Annotated in this window: 14 protein-coding genes; 6 read left to right on the forward strand and 8 right to left on the reverse strand. The window is 69.5% G+C overall.

All coding sequences use genetic code 11. The features are described from left to right. Positions 1 to 30: 30 nt before the first annotated feature. The 4 genes from AMIS_RS38295 (at position 31) to disA (ending at position 4,445) form a co-directional block, all read left to right on the forward strand. Positions 31 to 846, forward strand: coding sequence for a UbiA family prenyltransferase (locus AMIS_RS38295; protein WP_041830327.1), 816 nt, complete (start codon positions 31 to 33; stop codon positions 844 to 846). Positions 847 to 951: 105 nt separating this feature from the next. Next, positions 952 to 1,719 carry a hypothetical protein gene (locus tag AMIS_RS38300; RefSeq protein WP_041830328.1) on the forward strand — a complete coding sequence of 256 codons (768 nt, stop codon included), beginning with the start codon at positions 952 to 954 and terminating at the stop codon, positions 1,717 to 1,719. Between the two features lie 36 nt (positions 1,720 to 1,755). Then, positions 1,756 to 3,180, forward strand: coding sequence for a DNA repair protein RadA (radA, locus tag AMIS_RS38305; RefSeq protein ID WP_014447864.1), 1,425 nt, complete (start codon positions 1,756 to 1,758; stop codon positions 3,178 to 3,180). An 83-nt stretch (positions 3,181 to 3,263) separates the two neighbouring features. Next, a complete protein-coding gene (gene disA, locus AMIS_RS38310; protein ID WP_041830329.1) occupies positions 3,264 to 4,445 on the forward strand; it encodes a DNA integrity scanning diadenylate cyclase DisA in 1,182 nt (393 codons plus the stop codon). A 123-nt stretch (positions 4,446 to 4,568) separates the two neighbouring features. On the opposite strand, the gene AMIS_RS38315 is transcribed toward disA, so the two are convergent. The 4 genes from AMIS_RS38315 to AMIS_RS38330 form a co-directional block, all read right to left on the reverse strand. Further along, a complete protein-coding gene (locus tag AMIS_RS38315; RefSeq protein WP_014447866.1) occupies positions 4,569 to 5,078 on the reverse strand; it encodes a 2'-5' RNA ligase family protein in 510 nt (169 codons plus the stop codon). A gap of 4 nt (positions 5,079 to 5,082) precedes the next feature. Next, positions 5,083 to 5,850 (reverse strand): hypothetical protein, encoded by a 768-nt coding sequence (locus AMIS_RS38320; RefSeq protein WP_014447867.1) that lies wholly within the window; start codon positions 5,848 to 5,850, stop codon positions 5,083 to 5,085. A gap of 82 nt (positions 5,851 to 5,932) precedes the next feature. Further along, positions 5,933 to 6,463 (reverse strand): peptide deformylase, encoded by a 531-nt coding sequence (def, locus tag AMIS_RS38325; RefSeq protein ID WP_014447868.1) that lies wholly within the window; start codon positions 6,461 to 6,463, stop codon positions 5,933 to 5,935. Beyond that, on the reverse strand, positions 6,460 to 6,960 hold the full coding sequence (locus AMIS_RS38330) for a glycine cleavage system protein R (RefSeq protein ID WP_014447869.1): 501 nt from the start codon (positions 6,958 to 6,960) through the stop codon (positions 6,460 to 6,462). The genes def and AMIS_RS38330 overlap by 4 nt, the downstream gene beginning before the upstream one ends. Positions 6,961 to 6,980: 20 nt before the next feature. Between AMIS_RS38330 and AMIS_RS38335 the strand changes: the two genes are divergently transcribed. Together AMIS_RS38335 and AMIS_RS38340 are read left to right on the forward strand one after the other, a co-directional pair. Further along, positions 6,981 to 7,877, forward strand: coding sequence for an HhH-GPD family protein (locus AMIS_RS38335; protein WP_014447870.1), 897 nt, complete (start codon positions 6,981 to 6,983; stop codon positions 7,875 to 7,877). Positions 7,878 to 7,889: 12 nt separating this feature from the next. Further along, positions 7,890 to 8,480 carry a DUF4291 domain-containing protein gene (locus tag AMIS_RS38340; RefSeq protein ID WP_014447871.1) on the forward strand — a complete coding sequence of 197 codons (591 nt, stop codon included), beginning with the start codon at positions 7,890 to 7,892 and terminating at the stop codon, positions 8,478 to 8,480. A 268-nt stretch (positions 8,481 to 8,748) separates the two neighbouring features. On the opposite strand, the gene AMIS_RS38345 is transcribed toward AMIS_RS38340, so the two are convergent. The 4 genes from AMIS_RS38345 to AMIS_RS38360 all read right to left on the reverse strand — a co-directional run bounded on the left by AMIS_RS38345 (position 8,749) and on the right by AMIS_RS38360 (position 14,457). Further along, positions 8,749 to 11,271, reverse strand: a complete 2,523-nt coding sequence (locus AMIS_RS38345) for an ATP-dependent Clp protease ATP-binding subunit (RefSeq protein WP_014447872.1) — start codon at positions 11,269 to 11,271, stop codon at positions 8,749 to 8,751. A gap of 402 nt (positions 11,272 to 11,673) precedes the next feature. Then, a complete protein-coding gene (locus AMIS_RS38350; protein ID WP_014447873.1) occupies positions 11,674 to 12,030 on the reverse strand; it encodes a histone-like nucleoid-structuring protein Lsr2 in 357 nt (118 codons plus the stop codon). Positions 12,031 to 12,133: 103 nt separating this feature from the next. Then, a complete protein-coding gene (gene lysS, locus AMIS_RS38355) occupies positions 12,134 to 13,642 on the reverse strand; it encodes a lysine--tRNA ligase (RefSeq protein WP_014447874.1) in 1,509 nt (502 codons plus the stop codon). Between the two features lie 56 nt (positions 13,643 to 13,698). Further along, a complete protein-coding gene (locus tag AMIS_RS38360) occupies positions 13,699 to 14,457 on the reverse strand; it encodes a type III pantothenate kinase (protein ID WP_014447875.1) in 759 nt (252 codons plus the stop codon). Positions 14,458 to 14,459: the final 2 nt, after the last annotated feature.

Genomic DNA, 14,459 nt, shown 5'->3' on the forward strand with positions numbered 1-14,459 from the left:
GGGATCGCCGGTTCCACCACACTGCGAGACATGCCCCGTGCACTCGCATTGCTACGCGCCTCACATCCGGAGCCGGGTGGCGCCGTCACGCTCGCGATGGCGTTGCTCGCCGTGGGGGTGGGACATCGGGGGTGGCGGCTCGTCGCGGTCGTAGTCGCGGTGGCGCTCACCCAGCTCGCGGTGGGCTGGGTCAACGACTGGCTGGACGCGGATCGGGACCGGACCGCGGGACGGCGGGACAAACCGGTGGCTGCAGGAGTGGTCTCGGCCCGTACCGTGGGGATCTCGGGTTTGCTCGCGGCGCTCGCGATCCCGCTGCCGGCGCTGCCCCTCGGCGCCCTGCCCACCCTGCTGATCGCGCTGGTCGGCGCTTTCGCCCTGCTCTACGACTGGCCGCTGAAGTCCACGCCGTTCTCGGTGGTGCCCTATCTGGTGGCGTTCGGACTGCTGCCGGCGTTCGTGGTGGTGTCGCTGCCCGGCAATCCGGCGCCACCGGCCTGGCTCGTCGCGGCCGGCGCGCTGCTCGGCGGTGGCGCGCACTTCGCCAACGTGCTCCCGGATCTCGCCGACGACGCGGCGACCGGCGTGCGCGGGCTGCCGCATCGGATCGGCGCCCGGGGTTCTCAGCTGGCCGCCGCGGTGCTCCTTCTGGGCGCCACGCTCGCGCTCGTCTTCGGGCCTCCTGGGCCTCCGTCGTGGGCGGGCTGGGCGGCGGCGTCGGCCGCCGTCGTGGTCCTTCCTCTGGGGATGTACGTGTCCAAGCGCGCCAGTGGCCGGCCGGTGGCATTGTTTCGGGCGGTGATGGTGGTGGCCCTGATCGACGTCGTGTTGCTGGTGCTGAGCTGATCTCTTCTGGTCTGACCGACACCTGTTGGATGGGTCGGCGCACGCGGCCGATCGCCGCCCATTAGGCTGATCTAACACCTTGGTGTCTCTATTTGGAGGATCGTGATGCGTCCCCTGGGAACCCGTCGCGCCGTTCAGGCCGCGGGTGCCGCCACGGTCGCTGTCCTGGCTCTGGCCGGGTGCTCGGCCGGTCAGGTCGCCGAAACCGCCATCCTGGACACGCCCATCGCCGGGGTCGACACTCAGACCACGAGCGGGAGCGTCTACATCCGCAACCTCCAGGTGGAGTACCCGGGTGTCGAGGGCTACAAGGCGGGTGCGAACGCGCCGCTGGAGCTGAGCCTTTACAACCAGACCGACAACGAGATCACCGTCTCGATCAGCAGCCGGCCGACCGAGCAGGCCCAGGTCGTCTCGGCGAGCCAGGTCGGCGTGGTCACCCGTGGCGCCAGCCCGGCCGCGCCGTCCGGCGCTCCGGACCAGACGCCGGCCTCGCCCGCCTCCGAGCCTCCGGGCGCGAACGGTGCGGACGAGGCTTCCAGCGCCCCGGCCACCGAGGCCCCGGCCGGCTCCCGGGCCCCCTCGGCCCCGGTCGCCTCCGACGGCCCGACCGCCCCGGTCGTGCCCGCGGTCAGGGTCTCCCCGGCGCAGTTCAAGATCGGCGCGCAGGGCACCGCCCTGTTCCGTCCGACCGATGCCGCGCAGCTGCAGGTCATCGGCCTGAGTGACGACCTGGCGCCGGGCACCTCGGTCAACCTGGTCTTCGAGTTCAGCGACGGCTCCCCGGCCATGGAGGTCCCGGCCCCGGTCGCGAACCCGCTCACTCCGGGCCCGCGTGAGGAACCCCACCTGGATGAGGACTCCGAGCACTGAGCGGTTCTGTCGTACCCCTGAGCTAACTTCTCTCGGGTGACGACCTCCCGCGCGGCCTCGAAGGCTCCTCGCGCCTCTTACGTCTGCGACGCCTGCGGTCACCAGCCGCCCAAATGGGTGGGTCGGTGTCCGGAGTGCGGCGAGTGGGGCTCGGTCATCGAGTCCACAGTCTCCGCCCCGCTGGTCTCCGGCCGGGTGGTCAGTTCCCGTATGCCGTCCGAGCCGGCCCGGCCGATCGCCCAGATCAGCGCCGCGCCGGCTCGTGCCGTCGCGACAGGTGTCGGCGAGCTCGACCGGGTGCTCGGCGGCGGCCTGGTCCCCGGGGCGGTGGTGCTGCTCGCCGGTGAGCCCGGCGTCGGCAAGTCCACCCTCCTCCTCGACGTGGCCCAGCAGTGGGCGGCCGGCGCCGGCACCCCGTCGCTGGTGGTCAGCGGTGAGGAGTCGGTGAGCCAGGTCCGCCTGCGCGCCGAGCGGCTCGGCGCCTTGCACGACAAGCTCTACCTGGCGGCAGAGAACGATTTGGGTACGGTGATCGGCCACCTCGACGCCGTGAAACCCGGCCTGCTGGTCCTCGACTCGGTACAGACCGTCTCCGCGCCCGGCACCGAGGGCGTGCCCGGCGGCGTGACCCAGGTCCGCGCCGTGACCGCCGCCCTCGTCTCGATCGCCAAGGAGCGCGGCATCGCGACCGTCCTGGTCGGCCACGTGACGAAAGACGGCCAGGTCGCCGGTCCCCGCGTCCTGGAACACCTGGTCGACGTGGTGCTCCACTTCGAGGGCGACAAACACTCCTCGCTGCGGCTGGTCCGCGGCGTGAAAAACCGGTTCGGCGCGGCCGACGAGGTGGGCTGCTTCGAGATGCACGAGGGCGGCATCACCAGCCTCCCCGACCCGTCCGGCCTCTTCCTCACGCGCTATCTGGAGCCCGTTCCCGGCACCTGCGTGACGGTGGCGATGGAGGGCCGGCGCGCCCTGGTCACCGAGGTCCAGGCGCTGATCGGGGCCGAGGTGCAGGGCTCGCCCCGGCGGACCGTGTCCGGTCTCGACGGCGCCCGTCTCGCCATGGTCCTGGCCGTCCTGGAGCGCCGCACCAAGCAGCTCAAGCTTTCCAACCGCGAGGTCTTCGCGGCCACCGTCGGCGGGATCCGGCTCACCGAGCCCTCGGCCGACCTGGCGATGGCGCTCGCGGTCGCGTCCGGCGGCCTGGACCTCGCGATGCCGCCGACCCTGGTGGCGATCGGCGAGGTCGGCCTGACCGGTGAGATCCGCCGGGTCGGCGCGGTCGGGCGGCGGCTCGCCGAGGCGGCCCGGCTCGGTTTCCGGGTCGCGCTGGTGCCGCCGGGCTGCGGTCCGGACGGGACGACGGGCACGCCCAAGGGCATGCAGGTGGTCGAGGTCGGCGATCTGCGCTCGGCGTTGCAGAGCGCGGCGCGGGCCGCCGCCGACCACGTCGCCAAGTGACGCAGCGTGACGAATCATCACGCTACGGAGCATTCATCGAACCACGCCTCGTTGACGTGGATGACAGTCCGTAGAATGTCCAGGTGCCGCTCGACCGCGATGGTTCCAAGCCCGCCGCCAGTTCCACGCCACGTCCCGGCGTCAACGGCGCTGGACACCGCGCGATGACACCCCCGGCCGGCCCCGGCCTGACCGGGGGAGCAAGCGATCCGCTCCGCGCCAACCTGGCCCTGATGGCTCCCGGCACGGCGCTGCGCGACGGTCTGGAGCGCATCCTGCGGGGCCGCACCGGCGCGCTGATCGTGCTCGGTTACGACGCTGTCGTGGAGAGCATCTGCACCGGTGGCTTCCCGCTCGACGTGGAGTTCTCCGCGACCCGGCTGCGTGAGCTGTGCAAGATGGACGGCGCGGTCGTGCTCTCCAGCGACGGCACCCGCATCGTCCGGGCCGCCGTGCACCTCATGCCCGACCCGTCGATCCCGTCCGAGGAGTCCGGCACCCGGCACCGCACCGCCGAGCGGGTGGCGAAACAGTCCGCCTTCCCGGTCATCTCGGTGAGCCAGTCGATGCACATCATCGGGCTCTATGTGAACGGTCAGCGCCACGTCCTGGACGACTCGGCCGCGATCCTCTCCCGGGCCAACCAGGCGCTCGCCACCCTGGAGCGTTACAAGCTGCGCCTGGACGAGGTCTCCGGCACCCTCTCCGCCCTGGAGATCGAGGACCTGGTGACCGTGCGGGACGCGGTGGCGGTGGTGCAGCGGCTGGAGATGGTCCGCCGGATCGCCGACGAGATCTCCGGTTACGTGGTGGAGCTCGGCACCGACGGCCGCCTGCTCGCCCTCCAGCTGGACGAGCTGATGGCCGGTGTCGACGCCGACCGCACCCTGGTCATCCGCGACTACCTGCCGTCCGGCCGCAAGGCCCGCACGCTCGACGAGGCCCTGGTCGAGCTGGACCTGCTCACCGCCACCGAGATGATCGACCTGGTCGCGGTGGCGAAGGCGATCGGTTACCCGGGCGCCTCTGACGCGCTCGACGCCGCCGTCTCGCCGCGCGGGTTCCGGCTGCTGGCCAAGGTGCCCCGGCTCCCGGCGCAGATCGTCGACCGGCTGGTCGACCATTTCGGCAGCCTGCAGCGCCTGCTGGGCGCCACGGTCGAGGACCTACAGGCTGTGGAGGGCGTGGGTGACGCCCGGGCCCGGGGTGTGCGCGAGGGGCTGTCCCGGCTGGCCGAGGCGTCGATCCTGGAGCGCTACGTCTAGTGAGGTGCCTCACTCTTGCCCAGTGGCGGCGCGTTCGGCCGCGCGACAAATCGAGCATTCCGGGCGTCCCGCGCTGACCCTCGGGTGACTCTGTGTAGTGGGGTGGCCGATTACCCGTACCCGTCAAAGGGTTTGGTGGATGTCTTTCGCGTGGTCTGCCACGGCGGCCCCGGTGATCGTCGCGGTGAGCGGCAGGACCTCCAGGCAGCGGCGGATCGCCTGACCCATCACCGGGTTGGGGACGCGCAGCGAAATGGTGCAGTGCGGCACCCAGCGGCCGGGGCGATAGTGCTCCCACACCTCGACGCCGCGCTCGTGCAGGCGGGTGTGGACGACCTCGTGGAGCGCGAGCAGTTCCGGGGTGACCGTGACGCCGAGCCAGAGGACGCGGCCGACGAACTGGCCGGCGAAGTTCATCTCCACGGGCAGGCCGCGGCCGAGCGGAACGCCGTCGAGGGCGTCCGCCACCGCATGCGGGTCGATGTGGTGGGCGGCGGCCAGGGAGACGTGCGGGCGGTGCTTCTGGTGCAGCGAGCCCAGGCTGGGGATGCCTTCGTCGTCCAGCGCGCGCCAGAGCGTGCGGATGCGCCGGGTCGCGTCGACGTCCAGGTAGAGCTCGAGTGCCGCGACCAAGCTGTCAGGCGACGATCGTCGCGACGACCGGGGCGCTGACCACCGCGCCGAGACGGCCGCGCAGCTCGTAGTCACCGGCGGGCGGGATCGGGCCGGCCGGCACGTTGTTGGCGCACTGGGTGGACTGGCGGCCGTTCCAGGTCACCATGTACTCCCGCTCGGCGCCCGGCGCGAACGCGCGGATGTCGCTGCCCTTCGCCGTGCTGCACTTGTCCGACGACCAGAACTTCTGCGCGCCCTGCTCCAGGTAGAGCTCCTGCGCGTCGGCGCCGACGTCACGCGTACACGTACGCGTGCCGATGTTCTTGATCTTCAAGCGGATCTCGAGCGGAACGCCGCGCTTGACGCTCGTCTTCACCGGGACCGGCGTCACCGACATCTCGGCATCCGTGCAGGCCCCACCGTCACCGGCCGGGACAGCCGCGGTCGTGGCGCCGGCGCTCGGGGCGCCCGTCGTCGGCGCTGCCCCCGGCGCGGTCGTGGTCGGCAGCAGCTCCTCCGCGGGGTCCTGCGTCAGCAGGTCGGCGGGGTCCGGCAGAGCCTGACCCCCGGGCGGCGCGCTGTCCAGGAAGGAGGTGTCCGGCGACGGCGATGCCGTGGCAGGTGCGGGCGTCGGATATTGCGACGACGCGTTCTTGGTCTTCGTGTCCTTGTCCTCATCGGGGGAACAGGCCATGAACAGCACGATGACGCCGAGCAGCACCGCGCCCAGCACGACCAGACGCCGGCGCCAGTAGACGCTGGGTGAGAGGGGACCAACCGTCGCACGCATGATGCCGCTCACGGTAGACCTGTGCGTCCAGAGGTAGGCGCGCGACGCGCCGGTTATGCGACACCAACTCGCGAACCGCTCGTTAGAGATAGACCTTGCGCTGGTAGATGGCGTGGGCGCCGGCGACCCGGTCGAGGAAAAGTTTCCCTCCACAGTGGTCGATCTCGTGCTGCAGCGCCCGGGCCTCGAACGCGTCGGTGGTCATCGTGACGGATTCACCCGTACCGGGGAGGACGGCCTCGACCACGATCCGCGCCGCACGCTTCACGTCGCCGGTGAGGTCGGGCACCGACATGCAGCCCTCCCGGCCGGGCCGCCACCGGCTCGCCTCGACGATTTTCGCGTTGCAGAGGACGAACGTGCCGTGGACCGTTGCCGCTTTCGGGTGACCCGTCACGTCCACGCAGAAGACCTGGGCGCTCACGCCCACCTGCGGCGCCGCCAGGCCGACGCAGCCCGGCGAGACCCGCATCGTGGCGACCAGGTCGGCGGCGAGCTGGACGATCTCCGGATCGGTGGGGTCCACCTCCTGGCCGACCTCGCCGAGGACGGTCGCCGGCGCGGTGAGGACGGGAAGCACCCGGCCCGCGCTCTCCGCGTTCTCCCCGGTCACAGCAGCTCCGACTCGGCTCGCCGGAGGGTCACGTCGACGCCCAGCTCGGCGCCCGCGACGGCGAGACGCTCGGCCAGTTCGTCGGCCGCACCGCCCGGCAGGTCCACCTCGGCGACCAGCACGTAGAGCGGCCCGGTCAGACGGGTGGTGAGGTCGGTGATGTTGCCACCGGACGCGGCGACCACCCGGGTGACCGCCGCGACGATGCCGAGCCGGTCGGCGCCGTGGACGCTCACCAGGTACGGCTCGCCGTTCGCCACCTGTCCGGCCTCCGGCTCCACCCTGCTCACCGTGGCGAGCAGACCGACCGGCCTGAGCGCCGCCTCGACCTCCTCGGCGGTCGGCCCGTTGCAGATCAGGGTCATGGCGAAATGCCCGCGCAGGCGGGTCATCGTCGAGTCGGTGAGGTTCGCGCCGACTCCGGCGAGAGCCTCGGCGACGTCGGCGACGATGCCGGTCCGGTCGGGGCCGATGACGGTGATGGCTAGCTCGTGCACCCGCCTACAGTAAAACGGCTATGACTCTCGCCGACGCAGCCATCGCCTGGTACGACACGAATGCCCGAGATCTTCCGTGGCGTCAGCCCTCCACCACCCCCTGGGGTGTACTCGTCAGTGAGGTGATGCTCCAGCAGACCCCTGTCGTCCGCGTGGAGCCCGCCTGGCGCTCCTGGATGACCCGCTGGCCCACGCCGGCCGCGCTCGCCGCTGACCCGCCGTCCGAGGCGATCCGGATGTGGGGGCGCCTCGGATACCCCCGGCGCGCCATGCGCCTGCACGCCTGCGCCGTCGCGATCGTGGAGCGCCACGGCGGGCGAGTGCCGGACGATCTCGATCAGTTGCTGGCGCTGCCGGGCGTCGGCACCTACACCGGGCGGGCGGTGGCGACGTTCGCGTACGGGCAGCGGCATCCGGTGGTGGACACGAACGTACGGCGGGTGGTCTCCCGGGCCGTCGAGGGCAAACCCGACGCCGGGCCTGCCACCACCGCCGCCGACCTGACCGCGATGGAGGCGCTGCTGCCGTTCGACGTGCCGACGGCGGCCCGGGCCAGCATCGCCTTCATGGAACTGGGCGCGATCGTGTGCACGGCCCGGTCGCCTAAATGCAGTGAATGCCCGTTCCATGATGTTTGCGCTTGGCGCCTTTCCGGAACGCCACTGCCGGACGGGCCGAGCCGAAAACCGCAGCGTTACGCCGGCACCGACCGCCAGGTCCGGGGACTGATTCTGGAAGTGCTCCGGCACGCCACCGGGCCGGTTCCGCGACAACGGCTGGACCTCGTCTGGACGGATGAGGTGCAGCGGACGCGGGCGCTTTCCGGACTCGTCGAGGACGGACTCGTGGAGCCGCTGGGGTCGGACGATTTCGTGCTGGCCGGCGATGCGCCGCAAACTGAGGTGCAACAGTTGTAGAACGCGGCGACCATGGTGCCCGTGCATGAGATTCGAGCAGTGTACGACGACCATCTGATCACGATTTATCAGGCTTATCCGGCCGAAATCGCCGAGCCCGCATTGCGTGCCGGCCGTTTCGTGCCACCGTTCAAGCCGAATCGAATGACATGGATAAAACCGTCGTTCCTGTGGATGATGTATCGCTCCGGCTGGGCCACCAAGCCCGGCCAGGAACGGATCCTCGCCATCTCGATAACCCGCACCGGCTTCGAGTGGGCCCTCAACAGAGCCGTCCTGAGCCATTACGACCCCGCCACCCACCCCGACCGGGCAACCTGGCAGCGCCACCTCCGAGCCGCCCCCACCCGGGTCCAGTGGGACCCGGAACGCGACCTCCACCTGAAACCCCAGCCACACCGCTCACTGCAGCTGGGCCTGGGCCCCGAGGCAGTCCCCCACTACACCGACACCTGGACAGCCGCCATAACCGACGTAACCCCTCTGGCCCACGAGATCCACGCCCAGGTCCAGGCCGCCAACCTCCAAGCCGCAGCCGCCCTGCTCCCTCCCGAACGCCCCTACCCCTCATCGCTCGCCGCCGCGCGATCCCAGCCGCGCTAAGCCGCACCGCCGCCAGCAGCAAGCCCACGCCGACAGCAGCGACGAGCCCACGCCGGCAGCAGCGTGCCCACCGCCGGCCTAGCGTTCCCCGCCCCACAGAGCCCAGCCACGCAAGGTTTTGGGGCGGGGAGGGCCCACTCCGGGCGGTCAGGCTTGATCCCTGCGTGGGCCCTCCCCGCCCCAAAACCGCCCCCCCTCGCGACCGGGGGGCGGAAACGAAGCGGCCCGGCACCCCCCGAGGGGGCACCGGGCCGGATCATTCAGAAACTCACTCCTCGGTAGTGGCAGCCCCAAGGTCAGCCGGCACCGCATCCGGCACCGAGACCCCACGCTCCGCCCCACGGAAGACCAGCTTCGCCTTCTCCACCTGAGCCGGGTCCCCCTCGCAGTCCACGACCACGATCTGACCGGGCCGCAGCTCGTTGAAGAGGATCTGCTCGGACAGGGTGTCCTCCAGCTCCCGCTGGATGGTCCGGCGCAGCGGCCGCGCACCCAGGACCGGGTCGAAGCCCTTGGCCGCCAGGTACTTCTTCGCGTTGTCGGTCAGCTCGAGACCCATGTCCTTGTTCTTCAGCTGGCCCTCGATGCGAGCCGTGAAGATGTCCACGATCTGCAGGATTTCCTTCTCCCGCAGCTGGTGGAAGACGATGGTGTCGTCGATACGGTTCAGGAACTCCGGGCGGAAGTGCTGCTTCAGCTCGTCGTTGACCTTGATCTTCATCCGCTCGTAGGACGACTCCTCGGCCTCGGAGGCCTGGAAGCCCAGCGACACCGCCTTCGCCACGTCACGCGTGCCGAGGTTGGTGGTGAGGATGATGACCGTGTTCTTGAAGTCCACGATCCGGCCCTGGCCGTCGGTCAGGCGACCGTCCTCCAGGATCTGCAGCAGCGTGTTGAAGACGTCCGGGTGGGCCTTCTCGATCTCGTCGAAGAGGACCACGGAGAACGGCTTGCGACGCACCTTCTCGGTCAGCTGGCCGCCCTCGTCGTAACCGACATAACCGGGAGGGGCACCGACGAGGCGGGACACCGTGTAGCGGTCGTGGAACTCCGACATGTCGAGCTGGATCAGCGCGTCCTCGGAGCCGAACAGGAACTCGGCGAGAGCCTTGGAGAGCTCGGTCTTACCGACACCGGACGGGCCGGCGAAGATGAACGAGCCGCTCGGGCGCTTCGGGTCCTTCAGACCGGCACGAGTACGCCGGATCGCCTTGGAGACCGCCTGCACCGCGTCCTCCTGGCCGATGACCCGCTTGTGCAGCTCATCCTCCATGCGCAGCAGACGCGAGGTCTCCTCCTCGGTCAGCTTGTAGACCGGGATGCCGGTCCAGTTGCCGAGGACCTCGGCGATCTGCTCGTCGTCGACCTCGGACACCACGTCCAGGTCGCCGGCCTTCCACTCCTTCTCCCGCTGCGCCTTCTGGTTGAGGAGAGTCTTCTCCTTGTCGCGCAGCTGGGCGGCCCGCTCGAAGTCCTGCGCGTCGATCGCGGACTCCTTGTCGCGCCGCACCTGGGCGATGCGCTCGTCGAAGTCGCGGAGGTCCGGCGGCGCGGTCATCCGGCGGATGCGCATCCGTGCGCCGGCCTCGTCGATCAGGTCGATCGCCTTGTCCGGCAGGAACCGGTCCGAGATGTACCGATCGGCCAGCGTCGCGGCCGCGACCAGGGCCGCGTCGGTGATGCTGATCCGGTGGTGCGCCTCGTAGCGGTCCCGGAGGCCCTTGAGGATCTCGATGGTGTGCGCCAGCGACGGCTCGCCGACCTGGATGGGCTGGAAGCGGCGCTCGAGGGCGGCGTCCTTCTCCAGGTGCTTGCGGTACTCGTCCAGCGTGGTCGCACCGATGGTCTGCAGCTCACCGCGAGCCAGCATCGGCTTGAGGATCGACGCGGCGTCGATCGCGCCCTCGGCGGCGCCGGCGCCGACCAGGGTGTGGATCTCGTCGATGAAGAGGATGATGTCGCCGCGGGTGCGGATCTCCTTGAGCACCTTCTTCAGGCGCTCCTCGAAGTCACCGCGGTAACGGGAGCCGGCCACGAGAGCACCGAGGTCCAGCGTGTACAGCTGCTTGTCCTTCAGCGTCTCGGGCACCTCGCCCTTGACGATGGACTGGGACAGGCCCTCCACCACGGCGGTCTTGCCGACGCCGGGCTCGCCGATCAGAACCGGGTTGTTCTTGGTGCGGCGTGAGAGCACCTGCATGACCCGCTCGATTTCCTTCTCCCGGCCGATGACCGGGTCGAGCTTGCCCTCGCGGGCGGCCTGGGTCAGGTTGCGGCCGAACTGGTCGAGGACCAGCGACGTGGACGGCGCGGCCTCTCCGGTCGCGGCGCCGGCGGCGGCCGGCTCCTTGCCCTGGTAGCCGCTGAGCAGCTGGATCACCTGCTGGCGGACCCGGTTCAGGTCGGCGCCGAGCTTGACCAGCACCTGGGCGGCGACGCCCTCGCCCTCACGGATCAGGCCGAGCAGGATGTGCTCGGTGCCGATGTAGTTGTGGCCGAGCTGAAGCGCCTCGCGCAGCGAGAGCTCCAGGACCTTCTTGGCCCGCGGCGTGAACGGGATGTGCCCGCTCGGCGCCTGCTGACCCTGGCCGATGATCTCCTCGACCTGCTGCCGGACACCTTCGAGGGAGATGCCAAGGCTTTCGAGAGCCTTCGCAGCGACGCCTTCTCCTTCGTGGATCAGACCCAAGAGGATGTGCTCTGTACCGATGTAGTTGTGGTTGAGCATCCGGGCCTCTTCTTGGGCCAGGACGACAACCCGTCGCGCTCGGTCGGTGAACCGCTCGAACATGCCCTCGTGCTCCTCACATGCCGTGCGCCCATGCTGAGTCTGTCTCAACAACTGGCGGGGCCAGCGCACGGGCATCGGTGATGCCCGTGCTGTAACTCTATCGCCGCTGACGCGCTCCGCTGGGTCCTCGTGACCCTTCGAAACGATCCGCGACGTTGATTTAGCCAACTTCGCACGCTCAACGGCTGTTCCCCCACCCGAACGTGTACGCGTACAGCGAAATCGCGGGTGTCCACAGCCTGTGGACAACTCGGCACCTGCCTGTGGATAACTTGGGGACAGAACGCCGGAAGGGCGTGCTGATCACGAAGATCAGCACGCCCTCCCAAGCCGGGAAGCCCCATCAGAACCAAGCCCAGCCACAGCCGGAGCCGACGGCGCAGGGCAGGCCTCGGCGGCCGTTCAGGCCCGTCCGGGCCCCTTGGAGTGGAACTCGTCCACGATCTCCTGCGGGATCCGGCCCCGGTCGGAGATGTCCTTACCCGCCTTCTTCGCCCACTCGCGGATCGCCTTGTTCTGCTCGCGGTCGGCGGTGGCGCCGCCTCGGCCACGCGCCGCCCGGCCACCGACGACCACACCGCCGCGGGCGACCCGGGTGCCGGCTTTGACGAAGGGCTCGAAGACCTCCCGCAATTTCGCGGCGTTCTTCTCGGACAGGTCGATCTCATACTGAATGCCGTCGAGCGCAAACTTCACGGTCTCGTCGGCGTCACCGTTGTCGAGGTCATCGACCAGCTTGTGAATGATCTGCTTGGCCACGCGCCGTTATCCTCCCGAACACAGGTTCTCTCCCCAGCAATGGGAAGACAATAACGCCAGGGGCGTATCGGCCGTCAATGGCGGGGGCAATAATGCCGAGCAACTACTCCGGCCGGACCAAGGGGAAGAGGATCGTTTCCCGAATGCCAAGGCCGGTGAGCGCCATCAACAGCCGGTCGATTCCCATTCCCATGCCACCCGTGGGCGGCATTCCGTACTCCATGGCACGGAGGAAATCCTCGTCCAGCTGCATCGCCTCGGCGTCGCCACCGGCCGCGAGCAGCGACTGCGCGTGCAGCCGTTCGCGCTGGACAACCGGGTCGACGAGTTCCGAGTACGCGGTGGCGAGCTCGAATCCGGCGACGTAGAGGTCCCACTTCTCGGTCAGTCCCGGAATGGAGCGGTGCGCCGCGGTGAGCGGGGCGGTCTCCTCCGGGTAGTCCCGGACGAACGTCGGCTGCTGCAGCTTGTGCTGCACGAGGTGCTCGAAGAGCTCCTCGGCGAGCTTTCCGGCGCTCCACTTCGGGTCGACGCCGAGCTGCACCTTCTCCGCGTACCGCTGGAGCTGGGCGAGGTCGGTGGAGATGGTGACCTCCTCGCCGAGCGCCTCGGAGACGGCGCCGAAGAGGGTGATCTCGGCCCACTCGCCGCCCAGGTCCACCTCGGTGCCGTCGGCGTGGGTCACCACGTGCGATCCGGAGACGGCGGTCGCGGCCTCCTGAATCCACTCCCGGACCTGCTGCTGCATGACGTTGTAGTCGGCATACGCCTGATACGCCTCGAGCATGGCGAACTCCGGAGAGTGCGTGGAGTCCATGCCCTCATTCCGGAAGTTGCGGTTGATCTCGAAGACCCGCTCGATGCCGCCGACCACGGCACGCTTCAAAAACAGTTCCGGGGCGATCCGCAGATAAAGATCGGTGTCCAGCGCGTTGCTGTGAGTCACAAACGGCCGGGCCGCCGCGCCCCCGTGCAGCAACTGCAACATGGGTGTTTCCACCTCGAGGAAATTGCGGCGGAACAGCGACTCACGCAGGCTGCGGACCACCGTGGCACGAGTGCGCACGACGTCGCGGGCCTGCGGCCGGACGATGAGATCGACATAGCGCTGCCGCACCCGGGTCTCCTCGGAAAGCGGCTTGTGCGCGACCGGAAGCGGACGCAGCGACTTGGCGCTCATCGTCCAGGAATCGGCGAGCACGGAAAGCTCGCCGCGGCGGCTGGTGATCACTTCACCGGTGATCGCGACCAGGTCACCGAGGTCGACGACCTTCTTCCATTCGTCCAGCGCGTCGGCGCCGACCTTGTCCAGCGAGAGCATCGCCTGCAGCTCGGTGCCGTCGCCGGCGCGCAGCGTGGCGAAGCAGAGCTTGCCGCCGTTCCGCACGAAGATCACCCGGCCGGTGACCGAGACCGTGTCGCCGCTGGCGGTGTCGGTGGGCAGCTCCGCGTACTTGGCGCGGATCTCCGCGAGCTCGGCGGTCCGGGGAACGTTCACCGGGTACGGCGGGACGCCCTCGGCCAGCAGCCTGTCGCGCTTCGCCCGGCGGACCCGCATCTGCTCGGGAAGGTCCTCGGCGGGGTCCACTGCTGGCGTGTTCTGCTCGGTCACGGCTCGACTTCCTGCTGGATTCTCATCAAAGACCTGGAAAGCGTACTCAGCGCTGCTCAGACGTTCCGCTCATATACCATCCGCAGCCCGATCAGCGTGATCATCGGCTCGTGCGCGGTGATGGTCCGGCACTCGTCCTTGACCAGCCAGGCCAGGCCACCGGTCGCGATCACCGCCTTGACCGGGCCGATCTCCTCGACCATCCGCTCCACGATCCGGTCCACCTGCCCGGCGAAGCCGAAGTAGAGCCCGGCCTGCAGACACTCCACCGTGTTCTTGCCGATGACCGATTTCGGCCTGGTCGGCTCGACCTTGCGCAGCTGGGCGGCGCGGGCCGCGAGCGCGTCGAACGAGATCTCGATGCCGGGCGCGAACGCGCCGCCGAGGAACTCACCCCGGGCACTGATCAGGTCGAAGTTGGTGGTGGTTCCGAAATCGACGACGATCGACGGCCCGCCGTAGAGCGCATGCGCCGCCAGCGTGTTGACCACCCGGTCGGAGCCGACCTCCTTGGGGTTGTCGATCGCGAGCTGCACGCCGGTCTTCACGCCCGGCTCCACGATCACGCTGGGCACCTCGCCGTAGTAGCGCTTCAGCATGGTGCGCAGGTTGCGCAGCGCGGCCGGAACCGTCGAGCACGCGGCCACCCCGGTGATCTCGACCGCGTCGCCGGCCAGCAGTCCGCGAAACATCAGGCCGAGTTCGTCGGCGGTCGATGCGGCGTCGGTCTTGATCCGCCAGTTGTGCACCAGTTTGTCGCCGTCGAAGGTGGCCAGCACGGTGTTGGTGTTACCGATGTCAATGCAAAGCAGCACGA

Source organism: Actinoplanes missouriensis 431 (genome assembly GCF_000284295.1).
GTDB classification, from domain to species: Bacteria; Actinomycetota; Actinomycetes; order Mycobacteriales; family Micromonosporaceae; genus Actinoplanes; species Actinoplanes missouriensis.

Excerpts from the sequence above, each read along its gene's own strand:
- AMIS_RS38295 (WP_041830327.1), top strand. The coding sequence starts at position 31 with ATGCCCCGTGCACTCGCATTGCTACGCGCCTCACATCCGGAGCCGGGT.
- AMIS_RS38300 (WP_041830328.1), top strand. The coding sequence starts at position 952 with ATGCGTCCCCTGGGAACCCGTCGCGCCGTTCAGGCCGCGGGTGCCGCC.
- AMIS_RS38320 (WP_014447867.1), bottom strand. The coding sequence starts at position 5,850 with ATGCGTGCGACGGTTGGTCCCCTCTCACCCAGCGTCTACTGGCGCCGG.
- AMIS_RS38335 (WP_014447870.1), top strand. The coding sequence starts at position 6,981 with ATGACTCTCGCCGACGCAGCCATCGCCTGGTACGACACGAATGCCCGA.
- AMIS_RS38340 (WP_014447871.1), top strand. The coding sequence starts at position 7,890 with ATGGTGCCCGTGCATGAGATTCGAGCAGTGTACGACGACCATCTGATC.
- AMIS_RS38345 (WP_014447872.1), bottom strand. The coding sequence starts at position 11,271 with ATGTTCGAGCGGTTCACCGACCGAGCGCGACGGGTTGTCGTCCTGGCC.